Below are 18,446 nucleotides of genomic sequence, written 5' to 3'. Positions count from 1 at the left end.
GCACTGCATGAAGTGAGGGTATAGCGATAATAAAGACAGCTGGACGTCAGGCCGGTATGGCTCGATCACGGGTCTTTTTTATGGCGCCATTATTTTATCGGCGCAGCATCGTCGAAATGGAGGATTCGCGAAACCTTTATTTGATGCGTCCAGGCAAAGGTTTCGCGAGGGACGAAATCAGGCAGCTTCCTGGCTGGTAGCAAGAATAATCAGCAGCGATTGAGCGTGGTCAGCGGCATCCAGCCCCAGGCTGGTCAAATAGCCTCCGTCGTGTTGCGTGGTGAGGCCTTTGTCGAAAAGTCGTTGGGCAGCAGCGATGGCCGTGGGGGCCGCAGAGTGGTGGTGGACCTTCAGACCCTCTTTGGTGTTGCTCAGATTGAACAGCGACAGGATTTCCAGCTCGGCAACCAATTCAGGGGTAAACGACATAGGTGCTCCAGACTTTTTCCAGTGGATACACCGCGATCAGAATCGCAGGCGTGACGGCCCCGTCGCCATGCGGCAGCGAGGCTGTTGGAGTGTAGTCAGGTCTGGGGATTTTGCAGGAAGTATCTGGCCGGTCGTCAGGTCAGTTGAGCGACCGGCATGTGTGGCGGGTTTTACTCGTCTTCCGCCAGTCGCACGCCCGGTGGCATGTCGGGCAGTGCACGCAGGGCCGCTTCGTACCAGACGGTATTGAACGGGCGATCTTCGGCCAGGATCCCGTCGATCTCCAGCGCCAGAATGTGGGCCATCATCTGCAGAATCTCTTCACGCTCGATGCCCACCAGGGTCAGCTTGTTGTAGGTGGCTTTGGCCGCTGGCGGGTTGTCGCTTTCGATCTGATTTTCGATGGCTTCAATCAGCGTGGCTTCGGCAAACTCTTCGTCGTCGTTCTCGATGTTGTCGCTCATGTCGTTCTCGATGTCTTGCCAATTGATTGGAATCGCCCGTAACGGGCGACCCCTCCGATGCGTTTAGCGGGTGGCGAGCAAATGCTGTCCACGCACAACCGCGGCCTTGACCTGCTCCGGCGCCGTGCCGCCGATGTGATTACGCGCGTTGACCGAACCTTCGAGCGTCAGCACCTCGAAGACGTCCTGTTCGATCTGATCACTGAACTGACGCAGCTCGTCCAGCGTCATCTCGGCCAGGTCCTTGCCGGTCTCAACGCCATGCTTCACCGCGTGACCGACGATCTCGTGGCAATCACGGAATGGCAGGCCACGACGCACCAGGTAATCGGCAAGGTCGGTCGCGGTAGAGAAGCCGCGCAGCGCGGCTTCGCGCATGATGGCGTGCTTGGGCTTGATCGCCGGGATCATGTCAGCGAAGGCACGCAGCGAATCGCGCAGGGTGTCGGCGGCGTCGAACAGCGGTTCCTTGTCTTCCTGATTGTCCTTGTTGTAGGCCAGCGGCTGGCCTTTCATCAAGGTCAGCAGGCCCATCAAGGCGCCGAACACACGGCCGCTTTTGCCACGGACCAGCTCAGGGACATCAGGATTTTTCTTTTGCGGCATGATCGAACTGCCGGTGCAGAAGCGATCAGGCAGGTCGATGAACTGGAATTGCGCGCTGGTCCATAGCACCAGCTCTTCGGAGAAACGCGACAGGTGCATCATCGCGATGCTCGCGGCGGAGCAGAATTCAATGGCGAAGTCGCGATCGGAGACGCTGTCCAGCGAGTTGCCGCCAACGGCTTCGAAACCCAGCAGCTGGCAGGTCAGTTCGCGGTCGATCGGGTAGGTGGTGCCGGCCAGCGCGGCGCTGCCCAGGGGCATGCGGTTGGTGCGCTTGCGGCAATCGACCAGACGCTCGTAATCGCGGCTGAGCATTTCGAACCACGCCAGCATGTGGTGGCCGAAGGTCACAGGTTGCGCGGTCTGCAGGTGAGTGAAGCCCGGCATGATGGTGTCGGCTTCGCGCTCGGCCAGCCCCAGCAGGCCTTCTTGCAGGCGAGTGATCTCAGCCAGAATCAGGTCGATCTCATCACGCAGCCACAGGCGGATGTCGGTGGCGACCTGATCGTTGCGGCTACGACCGGTGTGCAGCTTTTTACCGGTGACGCCGATGCGATCGGTCAGGCGCGCTTCGATGTTCATGTGCACGTCTTCGAGGTCCACGCGCCAGTCGAACGTGCCGGCCTCGATCTCGCCCTGAATGCTCTTCAGCCCGTCGATGATGGTGTCGCGCTCGGCGTCGGTCAGCACGCCGACCTTGGCCAGCATCGTGGCGTGGGCGACGGAGCCCATGATGTCGTGGCGATAAAGGCGCTGATCGAAGGTGACGGAGGCGGTGAAGCGTGCGACGAAGGCGTCGACGGGTTCACTGAAGCGGCCGCCCCAGGACTGGTTGGTCTTGTCGGTGCTCATGATTCGCTCGCTGCTTTGCTGGTGGCTGAAACTGATGAAAAACCGGCGCCGGCCGATTCTAAAGACGCGGGCGATGATAACAGCATTGCCGTTTATTTATCCCCGGCGGCTTGCCCGCAACGGTATGAGCGAAGAGACTGGCGGCCATGCAAAACGAGCGCAAACACCCGGGGCAGAGCAGTGCGCCCGGCAAAGAGTTTTTCCTCCCGGAACTGTGTCTGCCCCAGGCGCTGCTGATGCTGGTCGTGCTGGCGGAGTTGCTGGTCTTCGTGCTTGTGCTCATCGAACCCATGCAGCCGGATTTCGACTGGGTGCGGTTGGCGCTGATTTCTCTTTTCGTGCAGTGGATCGTGCTGTTGTCCGCTGCGCTGCTGTGTGGCTTGCGCCCCTGGCTGGCACGGCTGCGTGCCGGGGTGGCCGGCTGCATCGGTTGTCTGCTGGTGGTGGCGGTGACGCTGATGTGCACCGCCGTGACGGACTACTACCAGGTGAATCCCCCGACCTCGTTCGATGGCGTCGTCGAGCGGTACCTGCGCTATGCCTTGATCGCCTTGATCATGTCCGCACTGATGCTGCGCTACTTTTACCTGCAGAGTCAGTGGCGCAAGCAGCAGCAGGCCGAACTCCAGGCCAGGATCGAGTCCTTGCAGGCACGTATCCGCCCGCATTTTCTCTTCAACACGCTCAACAGCATCGCCAGTCTGGTCACCAGCGATCCGGTCAAGGCGGAGCAGGCAGTGCTTGATCTGTCCGACCTGTTCCGGGCCAGTCTGGGCAAGCCCGGCAGCCTGACGACATGGCGTGAAGAACTTGATTTGGCGAAACGCTATTTATCGATTGAGCAATATCGACTTGGCGAGCGTCTACAGTTGGACTGGGCCGTTAGTGCAATTCCCGACGACTTGCCAATTCCCCAGCTAACCTTGCAGCCATTATTGGAAAACGCGTTGATTTACGGCATCGCGCCCCGTGTTGAAGGCGGCGTGGTCAGAGTTGAGGCGGACTACGAACGGGGAGTATTTATATTGCGCGTCAGTAATCCTTACGATGAGGTCGTCTTACAGCAAAATCCAGGCGGCACTCAGCAGGCCTTGGCAAACATCGGCGCTCGACTCACGGCACTTTTCGGCCCTCTCGCCAGTCTGAGCGTGGAGCGCCGAGACGGTCGTCACTTCACCTGTCTACGCTATCCTTGTGCGAGACTCACGCAGGAAGCCAGAGCAATATGAATGTCCTGATCGTTGATGACGAACCCCTAGCCCGAGACCGCCTGAGCCGTATGGTAAGTGAGCTCGAGGGTTACAAGGTTCTTGAACCCAGCGCCACCAATGGCGAAGAAGCATTGCAGCTGATTGAAAATTTGAAACCCGACGTGGTGTTGCTGGATATCCGCATGCCGGGCCTGGATGGACTTCAGGTCGCGGCTAAATTGTGCGAGCGCGACACCCCGCCTGCCGTCGTGTTTTGCACGGCCCACGATGAATTTGCGCTGGAGGCCTTTCAGGTCAGCGCCGTGGGTTATCTGGTCAAACCGGTTCGTCCCGAGCACCTGCTTGAGGCGTTGCGCAAGGCCGAGCGGCCGAATCGCGTGCAACTGGCGGCGATGACCCGACCTGCTGCCGAAAGCGGCACCGGCCCGCGCAGTCACATCAGCGCGCGTACCCGAAAGGGCATTGAGCTGATTCCGCTGGCCGAGGTGATCTATTTCATCGCCGATCACAAGTACGTGACCCTGCGCCATGAAGGCGGCGAAGTGCTGCTGGATGAACCGCTTAAAGCCCTGGAAGACGAATTCGGCGACCGTTTTGTGCGTATTCACCGCAACGCGCTGGTCGCCCGGGAACGTATCGAACGCCTGCAACGCACGCCGCTGGGCCATTTCCAGTTGTTCCTCAAGGGGCTCAACGGTGATGCGCTGATCGTCAGCCGCCGGCACGTTGCCGGTGTGCGCAAGATGATGCAGCAGTTGTAAGCGAGTGCCGCGAGGGCCATGCCGTGCGATGCGGGCGACACGCCGTCGCATGGCGTGCGCAGGTTGATTGAGATCATGATGCGCAACGATTGAATACAGTCATTCGGCCCGATCCGGCCGAGCTGTTATTATTCGCCGCATTCACTCAGTACGGACCGGTTCATGTCTTCTCGCGAAATCCGCATCGCCACCCGCAAAAGCGCCCTGGCCCTCTGGCAAGCCGAGTACGTCAAGGCGCGTCTGGAGCAGGCGCATCCCGGTCTGATCGTGACGCTGGTGCCAATGGTCAGTCGCGGCGACAAGCTGCTGGATTCACCGCTGTCGAAAATCGGTGGCAAGGGTCTGTTCGTCAAGGAGCTGGAAACAGCCCTGATGGAGCACACCGCCGACATCGCCGTCCACTCGATGAAAGACGTGCCGATGGACTTCCCTCAGGGGCTTGGCCTGTTCTGCATCTGCGAGCGCGAAGACCCGCGCGACGCCTTCGTGTCCAACACCTACGCCAGTCTCGATGAGCTGCCCGCCGGCGCCGTGGTGGGGACGTCGAGCCTGCGTCGGCAGGCTCAGTTGCTGGCGCGCCGGCCTGACCTGCAAATCCGGTTTCTGCGTGGCAACGTCAACACGCGCCTCGCCAAGCTGGACGCCGGTGAGTACGACGCGATCATCCTTGCCGCGGCCGGCCTGATCCGTCTGGGTTTCGAAGACCGCATCACCGCCCCCATCAGCATCGACCATAGCTTGCCGGCTGGCGGGCAGGGCGCAGTGGGCATTGAATGCCGCAGCGTCGACATCGAACTTCATGCCTTGCTGGCACCGCTGCACCATGACGATACGGCCGTGCGGGTCACCGCTGAGCGCGCGCTCAACAAGCACCTCAATGGTGGGTGCCAGGTGCCGATTGCCTGCTACGCCGTGCTGGAAGGCGAACAACTGTGGTTGCGCGGTCTGGTAGGCGATCCTTCCGGCACAGTGCTGCTCCACGCCGAAGCGCGTGCGCCCCAAGTGGATGCTCAAACGCTGGGTGTACAAGTGGCCGAAGCGCTGCTGGCTCAAGGTGCGGCGAAGATTCTCAAAGCGGTGTACGGCGAGGCAGGCGACGAGTGAAGGCCTGGCGTTTGCTGCTCACGCGTCCTGCTGAAGAATCGCAGGCCCTTGCGCAGACCCTGGCTGAGGTTGGCGTGTACAGCGCCAGCCTGCCGTTGCTGGAGATCGAGCCATTGCCGGTTTCAGAAGCGAACCGTTCGATCATCTATGACCTTGCGGCGTACTGCGCCGTCATCGTCGTCAGCAAGCCGGCCGCGCGGCTGGGCCTGGCGATGCTCGATGAAGTCTGGCCGCAGCCGCCGATGCAGAAGTGGTTCACCGTTGGTGCTGCCACTGCGCAAATTCTCGATGACTACGGCCTGCCAGTTTTCTTCCCAGAGCACGGCGATGACAGCGAAGCATTGCTCGACCTGCCGCAGTTTCAACAAGCCCTCTCGGGCTATGACCCCAAAGTGCTGATCATGCGCGGCGAAGACGGCCGCGAGCTGCTCGCCGAGCGATTGCGCGAGCGCGGTGTGGTGGTGGATTACCTGCCGCTGTATCGTCGCCACCTGCCGCAATACCCGGCTTTCGCATTGCCCGATACGGTAAAAGCGGAACGCTTGAATGGGCTGGTGGTCAGCAGTGGACAGGGTTTCGAGCATCTGCGCAAGTTGGCGGGCGACGCCTGGCCTACGCTTGCGCAGATGCCTTTGTTTGTACCGAGCCCGCGGGTCGCCGAAATGGCGCATGCTGCCGGAGCTCTTACCGTAGTGGACTGCCGTGGCGCCAGCGCCCCGGCCTTGCTGGCAGCATTGCGCGGATACACCGCGCCTGCCTCACAGGCGTAATGCTCGATCAGTCGGATTACGCGACGCCCAAAATGCAAAGGATGGACACGTGAGCGAAACAGTCTTGCCAAAAGATGACGTTGAACCGGTACTGGCCAAATCCGAGCCGCTGCCGGATCCAGCGTACAAAGAACCGTCGACTCGCCGGAGCAGCAACGGGCTCGCCATACTGGCCCTGTTGCTGGGCGCTGCGGGCGTTGCCGTTGGCGGCTGGAGCGTTTGGCAACTGCGCGCCATGCAGGCTGGTCATCAGGAGCAGTCGGGCCAGTTGCAGGACATCGGCTCCCAGACCCAGGCCCTCAAGCAGAGCGAGCAGCAGATCGCCGCGCGTCTGGCGCAATTGCCTCCCGCTCAGGAGCTTGAAGATCGCCGCCGCCTCGTCACGCAGTTGCAGGGTGATCAGCAGCGCCTGAGCCAGCGTGTAGAAACCGTGCTCGGCGCCAGCCGCAAGGATTGGCGTCTCGCCGAAGCGGAGCATTTGCTGCGCCTGGCGAGCCTGAGGCTGTCTGCGCTGCAAGACATCAACAGTGCTGCCGCACTGGTGCAGGGCGCCGACGAGATCCTGCGCGAGCAGGACGATCCCGGCGCATTTGCAGCCCGTGAGCAATTGGCCAAGAGCCTGACTGCGCTGCGCAGCGTCGATCAACCGGATCGCACGGGTCTGTTTCTGCAACTGGCAGCTGTGCGTGATCAAGTCGCGCAATTGAACGAGCTGGCGCCGGAATACCAAGACAAGGGCGACTCGCTGTTCGGTTTGACCGATGGCAGCGAGGACAGCTACTGGGCCAAGTGGTGGGACAAGATCTCCCAGTTCGTGCGAATCGACTTCCATGCAGATAAGAATATTCGTCCATTGCTGGCTGGCCAGAGCCTGACCCAGGTTCGTCTGGCGCTGAGCCTGGCGATCGAGCAGGCGCAATGGGCCGCGCTCAACGGCCAGGCCCCGGTCTACGAAAAAGCCATGGCCGAGGCGCGCAGCGTCCTGGACGACAATTTCAATCGCGATAACCAGCAGAGCAAAGCCCTCGGCCAGCGTCTGGATGAGTTGGGCAAACAGCCAGTTTCCGTGGCGACCCCTGACCTGACACAAAGCCTGGCGGCGGTTCAGGCGTATCTCGAGCAGAGTCATACGCCTGTTGGCGGTGCGCTGGAGAAGCGCACTGACGAGGCCCAGCCTGGGAAACAGCCATGAAGCGCGCTTACGTCGTCCTCTTCGTGCTGGTGCTGGCCGCGGCGCTGATCGGTGTCGCGATCTCTCGCCATGGGGGTTACGTGCTGATCTCCTACGACACTTTCCGCTACGAATCGAGCATCTGGGCAGCACTGGCGATACTGGTCGCCGTCCTGTTTATTCTTTGGCTGGTGCGGGTGCTGATCTCATTGCTGACGACCTCCGGTGGGGTGGTCAATCCCTGGTCGCGTCGCAACCGAAGCCGTCGTGTGCAAAACGCGATCGAGCAGGGCCAGTTGGACCTCGCCGAAGGGCGCTGGGCCAGCGCGCAACGCAACTTGCATCGCGCTGCCGAGGCGGAACGTCAGCCACTGCTTTACTACCTCGGCGCAGCCCGGGCCGCGAACGAGCAGGGCCGTTATGAGGAAAGCGACAATCTCCTCGAGCGCGCGCTGGAGCGTCAGCCTCACGCCGAACTGGCCATTGCGCTGAGCCACGCACAGTTGCAGGTGGACCGCAGCGATCTCGACGGCGCGCTGGTGACCCTGCAGGCCATGCAGGAACGCCATCCGCACAACCCGCAGGTGTTGCGCCAGCTGCAGCGCCTGTACCGCGAGCGCGGCGAGTGGGCGGAGTTGATTCGCTTGATGCCTGAGCTGCGCAAGGACAAAGTGCTCCCGGCGCAAGAGCTGGCTGAGCTTGAGAGCCGCGCCTGGGGCGAGAATCTCTCGTTGGCCGCCCATCGTGAATCCGACAGCGATACCGTAGCCACGGGCCTCCCGTCGCTGGAGAACGCCTGGCAGCAATTGACCTCGGCCCAGCGCCAAGAGCCTGCGCTGGTATTGGCGTACGCCGAACAGCTGCGACGTCTGGGCGCCGATGTGCAGGCCGAAGAGGTTTTGCGCACGGCCATGAAACGCGATTACAACACTCACCTTGCGCGTTTGTATGGACTGGTGCGCGGCGCTGATCCTGCCAAACAACTGCAGACCGCCGAAGGTTGGCTGAAAAGTCACACCGATGACCCAGGCTTGCTGTTGACCCTGGGCCGTCTGTGTCTGCAGAGCAGCCTGTGGGGTAAAGCGCGTGATTATCTTGAGTCGAGCTTGAGGTTGCAGCGCAACCCGGAAGCGTGTGCCGAACTGGCTCGCTTGCTCGCGCAGCTGGGCGAAACTGATCGCAGCAATCAGCTGTTTCAGGAAGGCCTGGGCCTGCTGGATGAGCGTTTGCTTGCACGTCCGTTGCCAGCGCTGACACGCGTTTAGACTGGGGCAAGGCGTCAACTCGAGGAGGCCCGATTGCGGGCCTTTTCAGTGTCTGCTTCCCTGATTCGTGTAGGACCTTTCCGTGCTTGGTGTGGCTTGTTGAGAAGATCTTCAAGCTACCGGTACAACGTCTTAAACACGGCGTCGGGATTTACCTACAGCAACAAAGAAATATCCTCCGTTGGGTGCCTTGAAAGCGACTCGCGCTTTCCTCTACCGTAGCCGCCTTCGTCTTTTGTTACGGATCTTCCATGCAGCTGGCTCGTACGCGCTCCTTGTTCTCTCTGGCGTTTGTGGCCTGCGCATCGATTGTGGGAGCGACGGTTTATCTCGGCCCTGTGGTTGATGCGGCGCCATGTCCGATGTGTCTGCTTCAGCGTGTGCTCATGGCGTTATCGGCGGGTGTTTGCCTGCTCGCCGCGCTGCACGCGCCTGGCAAATCCGGCTGGCGTGTCTACGCAGGCTTTCTTTTACTGTTTTCCGCTTTGGGGGCGAGCGTCGCGGCACGTCAGGTCTGGTTGCAGGCTTCGCCGCCCGAGAACATGGCGGCGTGCATTGAAAATCTTCACTACCTGTTGGAAACGCAAACCTACGTGAAGGTCATGCTGATGGTGTTGGCGGGAAGTGCGGGGTGCTCCGAGATCAACTGGTCGCTGTTCGGCATCAGCTTGCCGGAGTGGAGCCTGCTGGCATTTTCGGGGCTTTGCCTGTTCGCGCTGTACTACCTCTTTATCGAGTTTCGGCGATTCAGATCAATAGATGTAGGGCCTTCGGATTAAACACTTGTATGAACTTTGTGTCCTGCGTACCTTGATGGGCTAGTCATGCGGGCATAATCTGGGCCGCACGCATCATCGGATCAATGCTACTGTCGACGCTTGTCCAGGCCGGTACCGACCAATCTCGGACCGAACCGGAATGCGCTTGAAGCAGCATGCCCTGAAGGGAAGAGAGAACATCATGCTGGAAAGTTGTCAGAACGCTCAGGAACGCTGGGGTGGGGTTCACAAGCTGATTGACCGCTGGTTGCTGGAGCGCAACGAGCTGATCAAGGCTTACGATGCCATCGGTGCAGAGCCGGGAGCGTTCTCTGAAAAGCGCGTGCCCCTGCAGGACTTCTGCGGCACGCTGGTCGATTACGTTTCGGCCGGTCATTTCGAAATCTACGAGCAACTCACCAGCGAGGCCAAGGCATTCAACGATCAGCGTGGCCTCGAGCTGGCTGACACGATCTATCCTCGAATCGACGTCATCACTGAGAAGCTGCTGGCCTTCAACGATCTCTGCGACGAAGGCAAATGCGTCACCGAGACATTCAAGGAATTGGGCGGCCTGCTGCACGAGCGCTTTGAACTGGAAGACTGCCTGATCGAAGTGCTGCATAACGCGCACAAGGAACAGATTGAGGCAGAGGTCTGAGCAGACCGCTGATGAAAAAAGGGTGCCTTGGGCACCCTTTTTTATGGTCTGTCTTTAGGGCTGCCGCCTACGAGCCTGAGCCAGTTCCAGCGTTACTGCGACACCCCGAGTAGCTCGATTTCGAACACCAGCGGCGTGTAGGGATCGATCAGATCGCCTGCACCCTCTGCGCCGTACGCTTGGGCCGAGGGGATGACCAGCCGCCATTTGGCACCCACCGGCATGTCGGCGAGGGCTGTGGTCCAGCCAGCGATGACGCTGTCCAGGCGGAACCATTGTGGCTGCTGGCTCTGATCGAAGATCGTGCCATCAGGAAGACGGCCTACATACTTCACCTGCACACGGCCATTGATGTCGGGTTTGGCACCGTTGCCCGGCGTCAGCTCGGTCATCAGGATGCCGTCCGCGAGCTGGCGAACGCCCGGTTTGGCCTTCTCGGCGTCCATGAACTTGCGCTCATCCTTCAACGCCGCTTCAGTCTGCGGTTCGGTCTGGCCGGAGTTTTCAGCCTGGGCAAGGGCGGCGTCGTGGTCGCTGAGGATCTGCTCCATGCGTTCCTGTTTGATCGCCAGCGGCTTGCCTTGATACGCCGACTGCAGACCTTCAAGCAGCGCGGGCAACTGCAGGTCGGGTGCTTCCTGACGCAGGCGCTCACCCAGGCTCGCACCGAGGCTATAGGAAAGATCGTGGGTGTTGTCGGACGCCGGAGCATCGGTCGCGTGAGCAAGGGGTACCAAGAGGAACAACGACATAAACAGGTAGCGCGACATGAATGCTCTCCGGCCTGGGAAGTGAGCGATTATGCCAGCGCTGAGGCCCGAGCGTGACGGGTATTGCCGCGTTTTTCGGCGTCCTGCAACAGAGCGGGGATTGTAGTGTCAAGATGCCCTAGCGGCGGTGCGGGCGGAGGTCTAGTATGGCCGCACTCAAATCAGCCAGGAGGTAAGTCATGTCGGCCACCAAGAAGCCAGTAAACACTCCGTTGCATTTGCTCCAACAGCTCTCGAGCAGCCTGCTCGAACATCTCGAAGACGCTTGCTCTCAAGCATTGGCTGACGCTGAAAAACTGCTCGCCAAACTCGAGAAACAACGTGGCAAGGCGCAGGAAAAGCTGCACAAGTCGCGCACCAAATTGCAGGACGCTGCTGCCGCCGGTAAAGCCAAGGCGCAAGGCAAGGCCAAAGACAGCGTGTCCGAGCTCGAGTCGTTGCTCGACGCGTTGAAAGATCGTCAGACCGAAACCCGCAGCTATATCCTCAACCTCAAGCGTGATGCTCAGGAAAGCCTGAAGCTGGCCCAAGGCATTGGCCGCGTGAAGGAAGCCGTTGGCAAAGCGCTGAACGATCGCGCTGCAAAAGCCCCGGTGCAAGCGGCTGCCAAGCCTGCCGCCAAGCCTGTTCCTGCAAAAACACCTGCAAAACCTGCTGCTAAAGCGGCCCCGGCCAAGCCTGCCGCTAAAACTGCAGTCAAAGCCGTCGCTGAAAAAACCGTTGCCAAAGTGACTGCGAAAACCGTCGCCGCCAAGCCAGCTGCGAGCAAGGCGCCCGCTGCCAAGCCAGCTGTCAGCGCCGCAAGCAAGCCAGTCGCTAAAACTTCGACTGCCGCGAAGCCGGTCGCCAAGCCAGCCGCCAAGGCTACCGCTGCCAAACCGGCTGCCGTAAAGGCCGCTGCCAAACCTGCTCCGGCTAAAGCGCCTGCTGCAAAGCCGACTGCCAGTGCCGCTGCCAAGCCTGCTGCGAGCAAAGTAGCCGCCAAGCCTGCCGCGAAAGCGAGCCCGGTTGCCAAGCCAGCAGCATCGAAACCTGCCGCTGCCAAGCCAGTCGCAGCGAAGGCTGCAGCAAAACCGGCCGTCAAGCCTGCTGTCTCCGCAACCGCCAAGCCAGCACCTGCTGCTCCGGCAGCGTCCGCTGCGCCAGCCGCCCCGGCCGCGCCAGCTGCTGATTCGACCTCGAACAGCGCGTCCTAAGCGATATCGGTCCCGGCGCGAAGCAGAATCTGCAACGCGTCGGGACTGGCTTGAGCCGCACCTCCCGCCAGCGCTCCCAGCCAAACGCCTGTAGGTTCAGCATCTCGCTCAGGCCAGTCTTTGGTCAGCCGTTGCAGACGCACCAGCAGCTCACGCTCGGCATCGAGCTCCAGGGTTTTCAGTCTGTCGCGTAACGCCTTCAGCTCTTCGTCTTCAGCCGCGTCGGCCTTCCAGCGTGTCCGAACATCCCTCAATGGCCCCACCACCTTCTCGTGCCACGGGTCGGCCAATTGTCCGATTTGTCGCGCCCGCTCTGAGTTGAACTGCACACCACGCCGGTCCATCCAGACGCCGCACAGCAGCGCGCAGACATTGGCGCCACTGGCCTGCAGGGTGAGACATGCCTGCTCAACGCCTGGGCGAGCATAGAAATCGAGGGTGAAACTCCATAGGTCCGAAAGCATCGTCATCTACCTGTTTTGGGCGAAGCTGGTAGACTCCGCCGCCATTATGATCAGACTTCAAAGCCTTACCTTACAGCGTGGTCCGCAACGTCTGCTAGAAGACGCCGAGTTGACCCTGCACGCCGGCCAGAAAGCCGGCCTGATCGGCGCCAACGGCGCCGGTAAATCCAGCCTGTTCGCACTGTTGCGGGGTGAATTGACCCCCGACAACGGCGACTGTCTGCTGCCCGCCGATTGGCGCATCGCCCACATGCGTCAGGAGGTCGATACCCTCGATCGTGTGGCGGTGGATTATGTGCTCGACGGCGACCTGCGTCTGCGTCAGGTGCAGCATGACCTCGCGGCTGCCGAGGCCGCTCAGGACGGCGCCGCGCAAGCACGTCTGCATTCGGAGCTCGACAGTGCCGATGGCTACACGGCCGACGCGCGGGCGCGCAAGTTGCTGGCAGGTTTGGGTTTTACCAACGAGCAGATGGAGCGCCAGGTCAGCGATTTTTCCGGTGGCTGGCGGATGCGTCTCAACCTGGCGCAGGCTTTGATGTGTCCTTCGGACCTGTTGCTGCTCGATGAACCGACCAACCACCTGGATCTCGATGCCATTCTCTGGCTCGAAGACTGGCTCAAGAGCTACCAGGGCACGCTGCTGCTGATCTCCCACGACCGCGATTTTCTGGATGCGGTCGTCGATCATGTTGCCCACGTCGAGCAGAAAAAGATCACGCTTTATCGCGGCGGTTACAGCGCGTTCGAGCGCGCCCGTGCCGAACGTCTGGCCCAGCAACAACAGGCCTACGACAAGCAACAGGCCCAGCGCGCGCACATGGAGAAATTCATCACGCGCTTCAAGGCCCAGGCTACCAAGGCCAAGCAGGCCCAGAGCCGGATCAAGGCGCTTGAGCGAATGGAAGAGCTGTCGGCAGCCCACGTCGATTCTCCGTTCGACTTCACCTTCCGCGAATCGACCAAGATCTCCAGCCCGCTGATGGATCTGTCTGACGCGCGACTGGGCTACGGCGACAAAGCCATCCTGCAGAAGGTCAAACTGCAACTGACGCCGGGCGCACGCATCGGCTTGCTGGGCCCGAACGGGGCCGGTAAATCCACGCTGATCAAAAACCTCGCAGGCGAACTCGAGCCATTGAGCGGGCGCATGGTGCGTGGCGAAAACACGGTGGTCGGCTATTTCGCCCAGCATCAGCTTGACTCGCTGGACGCCAAGGCCAGTCCACTGCTGCACCTGCAACGCATTGCGCCCACCGAACGCGAGCAGGCGCTGCGGGATTTCCTCGGCGGTTTCGACTTCCGTGGTGCGCGCCTCGACGAGCCGGTGCTGAATTTCTCCGGCGGCGAAAAAGCGCGGCTGGCATTGGCCCTGATTGCCTGGGACAAACCCAACCTGCTGCTGCTCGACGAACCGACCAACCACCTGGATCTGGAAATGCGCCTGGCCCTGACCATGGCGCTTCAGGAGTTCAGTGGCGCGGTGCTGGTGGTGTCTCACGACCGGCATTTGCTCAAGAGCACGACGGACAACTTCCTCCTCGTCGCCGATGGCCTGGTTCAGGAGTTCGATGGCGACCTGGATGACTATGCCCGTTGGCTGGTGGACTATCGCCTGCGCAATGCACCGGCCAGCAATACGCCGGTCAATGTCGACAAGACTGACAAGAAAGCCCAGCGACAGCAGGCCGCCGCATTGCGCCAGCAACTCGCCCCGCATAAGCGCGAAGCCGACAAGCTTGAAAAAGAGCTCGGCACGTTGCACGAGAAACTGGCGAAGATCGAAGTCGCCCTGGGCGACAGCGGTATCTACGAAGCGGCCAACAGAGACAAATTGCGCGACCTGCTGGCCGATCAGGCCAAGCTGAAATCCCGTGAGTCCGAGCTTGAAGAAGCGTGGATGGAAGCACTGGAATTGCTGGAGTCGATGCAGGCCGAGCTGGAAGCGTTGTCCTGATGGCGTCACCTGCGTTGGCCGTATAACGCAGGCGACCGGAACAGCTGTCTGGCAAGTCGCCGCAACAGTCAGAAATGACTGGCGTTTAAAGGCCTGGAAACACTAGCTTAGACGCAGGTATTGGTTGGCTGAGGTGTGTAATGTCGCTCGAAACATGGTTGGGGTTCTTCGCCGCTTGCTGGGTTATCAGTCTGTCTCCTGGCGCGGGCGCTATTGCCTCGATGTCCAGCGGACTGCAATACGGCTTCTGGCGTGGATACTGGAACGCGCTTGGCCTGCAGATCGCCCTTGTCGTGCAGATTGCCGTGGTCGCCGTAGGGCTTGGCGCGGTTCTGGCCACTTCGGCGCTGGCGTTTACTCTGATCAAATGGTTCGGCGTCGCCTACCTGGTGTATCTGGGCATCAAGCAGTGGCGTGCGCTGCCAAGCGATCTGGCGGATGAGTCAGCTGTACGCCCGGTGGGCAAGCCGTTGGTGCTCATGGCCCGTGGCTTTCTGGTGAACATCAGCAACCCGAAGGCGCTGGTGTTCATCCTGGCGATCCTGCCGCAGTTCATCGACACGCACCTGCCGCTGCTGCCGCAATACCTGCTTATCGCCGCAACCATGGTCTGCGTGGATCTGATCGTCATGGCGGGCTACACCGGCCTGGCCTCGAAAGTGCTCCGCGCCCTCAAAACCCCCAAACAGCAACGCCGGATGAACCGCACCTTCGCCGGATTGTTCGTCAGTGCAGCGGCGTTCCTCGCCACCTTGCATCGGGCCTGATCCAACAAAAGCCCTTCTCACAGTTGAGTCACAGCCGGTCCCGCTGGCTGTGCTCGGCTGGGAAACCGGCTTAAACCCTCAATCGTAGGACTGGCTTCAGCCGGGAAGCGGCCCAGAGGCAGCACCCTCATTCTCGCGGCGTGACACCTGACGCCTTCCCGGCTAAAGCCGGTCCCACTAAAAGCATCGCGCTCGTCCAGTAGAAACGACAGTGCTTGCTTGCGAAAGCGGTGTGTCAGCCACCGTTGACGTCACAGGCCCACCGCGTTCGCGACCGTCGTAACCTCCGATTGCTCCTACAGGGATTCGCGTCCAGCGCGGAAGTCGGGCGCGCACACGAAATTGTAGGAGTGAGCTTGCTCGCGAACGCGCAGTGTCAGCAACCGTTGACGTCACAGGCCCACCGCGTTCGCGACCGTCGTAACCTCCGATTGCTCCTACGGGGGTTTGCGTCCAGCGCGGAGGTCGGGCGCGCACACGAAGTTGTAGGAGTGAGCTTGCTCGCGAACGCGGAGTGTCAGTCACCGTTGACGTCACAGGCCCACCGTGTTCGCGACCGTCGCAACCTCCGATTGCTCCTACAGGGGATTTGCGTCCAGCGCGGAAGTCGGGCGCGCACACGAAATTGTAGGAGTGAGCTTGCTCGCGAAGGCGGTGTGTCAGACAACATGGTTAAAACGGGACTGACGTCTTCCCGGCTAAAGCCGGTCCTGCAACTGAGTCAAAGCCATTAACGCAGCGCTTGAGTCCTCAGCGCCTAACATGAACAATGGCAACCCTTCGCATTCCTATTTGAGATCCACCCTCATGTTCCGCTCCCGCTTATTGACCTGCCTGAGCCTTGTGCTGTTGAGCGTGTTCAGCGTCGGGGCCTGCGCAGCGCCTGCCGAGGACGCTGCTCAGGCTTTACATTTGCTCGATTACGTCGGGGCGGACTACCCGGCGACGGTCGCGGATGGCAAGGTCGTGGATGACGCGGAGTACCGCGAGCAGGTGGAGTTTCTCGCGGCGCTGCAGGGCACGATCGCAACGCTGCCGGCAAAGCCGGAGCGCGCAGAGCTGGAGCAGGGCGTCACGGCGCTGTTGAATGCGGTCAACCTGAAGCAGGACGGCGCGCAGGTGGCTCGTCAGGCGCGTCAGCTCGGCGCGAAGCTGGCCGTGGCATACGAAGTCAGTCAGGCGCCGGTGATCACCCCGGATCCCGCACGTGGCGCGCCCTTGTATGCGCAGTATTGTTCGGTGTGCCACGGCGACGCGGGCGCAGGCGATGGCCCCGCCGGGATTGGCCTTTCACCACCGCCATCCAACCTGCGTGACGCAGCGCGGCTGGACCGCCTGAGTCTCTACGACCTCTACAATACCCTCGGTCTGGGCATTGAAGGCACTGAAATGCCTGCCTTCGCGGACCAGCTGGATGACCGTCAGCGTTGGGACGTCGCGACTTACATCGCAGGCTTCAGTGCGGATTCCGTTGCGAAGCAGGAAAAACCCTACAACCTCGCCGATCTGGCGCGGCAGACACCGGCTGAAGTCGGTGCCAGCGATGGGCCGCAAGCCGCTGCCAGCTTCCGTGCCCAGCGCGCGCAGCCGCCTCAGGTTCAGCGCGGCCCGGCTCAGTTGCTCGATTACACCAGCGCAACTCTGGACAAAAGTTTGGCCGCTTACCAATCCGGTGATCGCGAGCAGGCATATGACCTATCCGTCGCGGCGTATCTGGAGGGTTTCGAGCTGGTCGAAAGCTCACTCGACAACGTCGATGCCACCGTGCGCAAGGACACCGAAAAAGCGCTCATGGCCTACCGGCAGTCGCTTCAGGATGGCCTGCCCGCAGCCCAAGCGGCGCAGAAACTCGCTGATGCCAAGGTCAAGCTCAAGGAATCGGCCGATCTGCTTGGCAGCGATGGCCTGAGCACCTCATTGAGCTTCATCTCCGGTCTGCTGATCCTGCTGCGCGAAGGACTGGAAGCGATTCTTGTGCTCGCCGCCATTCTCGCGTTCCTGCGCAACAACGGTCAGCAATCAGCGGTGCGCAGCGTCAACGTCGGTTGGGGGCTGGCGTTGCTGGCAGGCTTGGGCACGTGGGCGCTGGCAGCGTACGTCATCGATGTGAGTGGTTCGCAGCGCGAGTTGCTGGAAGGCGCGACGGCGCTGTTCGCCAGCGTCATGGTGCTGTGGCTGGGTGTGTGGATGCACGACCGACGTCATGCCGCCGCCTGGCAGGACTACATCAAGAGCAGCCTGGTTGGCGGCGGTGGCCGTTTCGGTTTTGCGGTACTGGCGTTCTTCTCGGTCTATCGCGAGCTGTTCGAAGTCATTCTGTTCTACGAAACCCTGTGGCTGCAGGCGGGCCCCGCCGGTCACAACGCCGTATTGGCCGGGGGCGCCACGGCGCTGGTGCTGCTTGTCGGCCTGGCGTGGGTGATCCTGCGGGGTTCTGCGAAGCTGCCGCTGACGCTGTTCTTCGGCATCAATGCCGCGCTGCTGTGTGCGCTGTCGGTGGTGTTCGCCGGCCATGGCGTCAAGGCATTGCAGGAAGCCGGGATTTTCGGGACGCGTCCGGTGCCGTTCTTCGAATTCGACTGGCTGGGCATTCACGCCGACGCCTATTCCCTCGGCGCGCAAGCCATAGCGCTATTGGCGATTGTGGTGCTGTATGGCCGCAGCCGGATAGCCGAGAAGCGCCGGGCGGTCGCCGCATAAATTCATTTTCTGGAATTGGAGTCGCTTATGCGCGTCTGGATCGATGCCGACGCCTGTCCCAAGGCTGCCAAGGACCTCGTCATCAAGTTCGCCCTCAAGCGCAAGTATGAGGTGGTGCTGGTGGCGGGGCAGAGCCAGATCAAGCCGAGCCTCACCCTGGTGAAGTTGATCGTGGTACCCAGCGGGCCGGATGCGGCTGACGACTATCTGGTGGAGCACGCCGTGCCGGGCGAGCTGGTGATCTGCAGCGATGTGCCGTTGGCTGATCGGCTGGTCAAGAAGGGCGTTGCAGCGCTCGATCCCCGGGGCAAGGAGTTCGATGCGCAGAACATGGGTCAGCGCCTGGCGATGCGTAACCTCTTCACGGATCTGCGGGAGCAAGGCCAGGCCAGTGGCGGGCAGGGCGCCTACGGCGAGCGGGAGAAACAGGCGTTCGCCAACTGCCTCGACCGAATCCTGACGCGGCTGGCTCGCGAGTATCCCTCGCCGCCTGCAGGCGAGAACCCGTAGGGCTGGCGAGCGGTCAATCCGGCTTCCAGC

The 18,446-nt window shown here is 61.3% G+C and carries 18 protein-coding genes; 13 read left to right on the top strand and 5 right to left on the bottom strand.

From position 1 onward, the window contains the following. Positions 1–177 precede the first annotated feature (177 nt). The 3 genes from ABEH28_RS07295 to argH form a co-directional block, all read right to left on the bottom strand. On the bottom strand, positions 178–429 hold the full coding sequence (locus tag ABEH28_RS07295; protein ID WP_074892677.1) for a TIGR02647 family protein: 252 nt from the start codon (positions 427–429) through the stop codon (positions 178–180). A 170-nt stretch (positions 430–599) separates the two neighbouring features. After that, positions 600–893, bottom strand: a complete 294-nt coding sequence (locus ABEH28_RS07290; protein WP_282365877.1) for a hypothetical protein — start codon at positions 891–893, stop codon at positions 600–602. Positions 894–956: 63 nt separating this feature from the next. Next, a complete protein-coding gene (gene argH, locus ABEH28_RS07285) occupies positions 957–2,351 on the bottom strand; it encodes an argininosuccinate lyase (protein WP_282365873.1) in 1,395 nt (464 codons plus the stop codon). 146 nt (positions 2,352–2,497) lie between these two features. On the opposite strand from argH, the gene ABEH28_RS07280 reads away from it, so the two are divergent. The 8 genes from ABEH28_RS07280 to rsd all read left to right on the top strand — a co-directional run bounded on the left by ABEH28_RS07280 (position 2,498) and on the right by rsd (position 10,052). Then, a complete protein-coding gene (locus ABEH28_RS07280) occupies positions 2,498–3,580 on the top strand; it encodes a sensor histidine kinase (protein WP_192171397.1) in 1,083 nt (360 codons plus the stop codon). Continuing rightward, complete coding sequence (locus tag ABEH28_RS07275) at positions 3,577–4,323, top strand: LytTR family DNA-binding domain-containing protein (protein WP_074892681.1); 747 nt, start codon at positions 3,577–3,579, stop codon at positions 4,321–4,323. Before ABEH28_RS07280 ends, ABEH28_RS07275 begins: the two co-directional genes overlap by 4 nt. A gap of 162 nt (positions 4,324–4,485) precedes the next feature. Further along, complete coding sequence (gene hemC / locus ABEH28_RS07270; RefSeq protein ID WP_192171396.1) at positions 4,486–5,427, top strand: hydroxymethylbilane synthase; 942 nt, start codon at positions 4,486–4,488, stop codon at positions 5,425–5,427. Continuing rightward, the gene (locus ABEH28_RS07265; protein ID WP_346629506.1) at positions 5,424–6,197 is read left to right on the top strand and encodes a uroporphyrinogen-III synthase; all 774 of its coding nucleotides are present in this window, start codon (positions 5,424–5,426) and stop codon (positions 6,195–6,197) included. The genes hemC and ABEH28_RS07265 overlap by 4 nt, the downstream gene beginning before the upstream one ends. Positions 6,198–6,246: 49 nt before the next feature. Further along, positions 6,247–7,389 (top strand): uroporphyrinogen-III C-methyltransferase, encoded by a 1,143-nt coding sequence (locus ABEH28_RS07260; RefSeq protein WP_346629505.1) that lies wholly within the window; start codon positions 6,247–6,249, stop codon positions 7,387–7,389. Continuing rightward, positions 7,386–8,633 carry a heme biosynthesis protein HemY gene (locus ABEH28_RS07255; protein WP_346629504.1) on the top strand — a complete coding sequence of 416 codons (1,248 nt, stop codon included), beginning with the start codon at positions 7,386–7,388 and terminating at the stop codon, positions 8,631–8,633. Before ABEH28_RS07260 ends, ABEH28_RS07255 begins: the two co-directional genes overlap by 4 nt. 251 nt (positions 8,634–8,884) lie before the next feature. After that, positions 8,885–9,412 carry a disulfide bond formation protein B gene (locus ABEH28_RS07250; RefSeq protein ID WP_346629503.1) on the top strand — a complete coding sequence of 176 codons (528 nt, stop codon included), beginning with the start codon at positions 8,885–8,887 and terminating at the stop codon, positions 9,410–9,412. A 181-nt stretch (positions 9,413–9,593) separates the two neighbouring features. Further along, complete coding sequence (gene rsd / locus ABEH28_RS07245) at positions 9,594–10,052, top strand: sigma D regulator (protein WP_346627441.1); 459 nt, start codon at positions 9,594–9,596, stop codon at positions 10,050–10,052. A gap of 92 nt (positions 10,053–10,144) precedes the next feature. On the opposite strand, the gene ABEH28_RS07240 is transcribed toward rsd, so the two are convergent. Continuing rightward, entirely contained in the window at positions 10,145–10,822 is a 678-nt protein-coding gene (locus tag ABEH28_RS07240) for an FKBP-type peptidyl-prolyl cis-trans isomerase (RefSeq protein ID WP_192171390.1), read from the bottom strand. A gap of 179 nt (positions 10,823–11,001) precedes the next feature. Here ABEH28_RS07240 and ABEH28_RS07235 point away from each other — a divergent pair, with 179 nt between their 5' ends. After that, entirely contained in the window at positions 11,002–12,018 is a 1,017-nt protein-coding gene (locus ABEH28_RS07235) for an AlgP family protein (RefSeq protein WP_346629502.1), read from the top strand. Here the strand turns inward: ABEH28_RS07235 and ABEH28_RS07230 are convergent. Further along, the gene (locus ABEH28_RS07230) at positions 12,015–12,482 is read right to left on the bottom strand and encodes a TIGR02444 family protein (protein WP_346629501.1); all 468 of its coding nucleotides are present in this window, start codon (positions 12,480–12,482) and stop codon (positions 12,015–12,017) included. The two genes, ABEH28_RS07235 and ABEH28_RS07230, sit on opposite strands and share 4 nt — an antisense overlap. A gap of 46 nt (positions 12,483–12,528) precedes the next feature. On the opposite strand from ABEH28_RS07230, the gene ABEH28_RS07225 reads away from it, so the two are divergent. From ABEH28_RS07225 to ABEH28_RS07210, 4 genes are all read left to right on the top strand, one after another. Beyond that, positions 12,529–14,439, top strand: coding sequence for an ATP-binding cassette domain-containing protein (locus ABEH28_RS07225; protein ID WP_346629500.1), 1,911 nt, complete (start codon positions 12,529–12,531; stop codon positions 14,437–14,439). A 140-nt stretch (positions 14,440–14,579) separates the two neighbouring features. Beyond that, a complete protein-coding gene (locus ABEH28_RS07220) occupies positions 14,580–15,206 on the top strand; it encodes a LysE family transporter (RefSeq protein ID WP_346629499.1) in 627 nt (208 codons plus the stop codon). Between the two features lie 807 nt (positions 15,207–16,013). Then, positions 16,014–17,906, top strand: a complete 1,893-nt coding sequence (locus ABEH28_RS07215) for a cytochrome c/FTR1 family iron permease (RefSeq protein WP_346629498.1) — start codon at positions 16,014–16,016, stop codon at positions 17,904–17,906. Between the two features lie 27 nt (positions 17,907–17,933). Further along, positions 17,934–18,416: a YaiI/YqxD family protein gene (locus ABEH28_RS07210; protein ID WP_192171384.1), complete on the top strand. Its 483-nt coding sequence runs from the start codon at positions 17,934–17,936 to the stop codon at positions 18,414–18,416. Positions 18,417–18,446: the final 30 nt, after the last annotated feature.

Source organism: Pseudomonas sp. Ps21-P2 (assembly GCF_039672565.1).
Lineage (GTDB): Bacteria > Pseudomonadota > Gammaproteobacteria > Pseudomonadales > Pseudomonadaceae > Aquipseudomonas.
Note: the sequence above shows the minus strand (reverse complement) of the source record. Positions and strands in the feature narration are given on the sequence as shown.

What these genes read in the sequence shown, in the direction of transcription:
- ABEH28_RS07230 (WP_346629501.1), bottom strand. Translation starts at nt 12,482, where the DNA reads ATGCTTTCGGACCTATGGAGTTTCACCCTCGATTTCTATGCTCGCCCA.
- ABEH28_RS07235 (WP_346629502.1), top strand. Translation starts at nt 11,002, where the DNA reads ATGTCGGCCACCAAGAAGCCAGTAAACACTCCGTTGCATTTGCTCCAA.
- ABEH28_RS07290 (WP_282365877.1), bottom strand. Translation starts at nt 893, where the DNA reads ATGAGCGACAACATCGAGAACGACGACGAAGAGTTTGCCGAAGCCACG.
- ABEH28_RS07275 (WP_074892681.1), top strand. Translation starts at nt 3,577, where the DNA reads ATGAATGTCCTGATCGTTGATGACGAACCCCTAGCCCGAGACCGCCTG.
- argH (WP_282365873.1), bottom strand. Translation starts at nt 2,351, where the DNA reads ATGAGCACCGACAAGACCAACCAGTCCTGGGGCGGCCGCTTCAGTGAA.
- ABEH28_RS07225 (WP_346629500.1), top strand. Translation starts at nt 12,529, where the DNA reads ATGATCAGACTTCAAAGCCTTACCTTACAGCGTGGTCCGCAACGTCTG.
- ABEH28_RS07215 (WP_346629498.1), top strand. Translation starts at nt 16,014, where the DNA reads ATGTTCCGCTCCCGCTTATTGACCTGCCTGAGCCTTGTGCTGTTGAGC.
- ABEH28_RS07220 (WP_346629499.1), top strand. Translation starts at nt 14,580, where the DNA reads ATGTCGCTCGAAACATGGTTGGGGTTCTTCGCCGCTTGCTGGGTTATC.
- ABEH28_RS07295 (WP_074892677.1), bottom strand. Translation starts at nt 429, where the DNA reads ATGTCGTTTACCCCTGAATTGGTTGCCGAGCTGGAAATCCTGTCGCTG.
- rsd (WP_346627441.1), top strand. Translation starts at nt 9,594, where the DNA reads ATGCTGGAAAGTTGTCAGAACGCTCAGGAACGCTGGGGTGGGGTTCAC.
- ABEH28_RS07210 (WP_192171384.1), top strand. Translation starts at nt 17,934, where the DNA reads ATGCGCGTCTGGATCGATGCCGACGCCTGTCCCAAGGCTGCCAAGGAC.
- hemC (WP_192171396.1), top strand. Translation starts at nt 4,486, where the DNA reads ATGTCTTCTCGCGAAATCCGCATCGCCACCCGCAAAAGCGCCCTGGCC.
- ABEH28_RS07250 (WP_346629503.1), top strand. Translation starts at nt 8,885, where the DNA reads ATGCAGCTGGCTCGTACGCGCTCCTTGTTCTCTCTGGCGTTTGTGGCC.
- ABEH28_RS07240 (WP_192171390.1), bottom strand. Translation starts at nt 10,822, where the DNA reads ATGTCGCGCTACCTGTTTATGTCGTTGTTCCTCTTGGTACCCCTTGCT.
- ABEH28_RS07255 (WP_346629504.1), top strand. Translation starts at nt 7,386, where the DNA reads ATGAAGCGCGCTTACGTCGTCCTCTTCGTGCTGGTGCTGGCCGCGGCG.
- ABEH28_RS07280 (WP_192171397.1), top strand. Translation starts at nt 2,498, where the DNA reads ATGCAAAACGAGCGCAAACACCCGGGGCAGAGCAGTGCGCCCGGCAAA.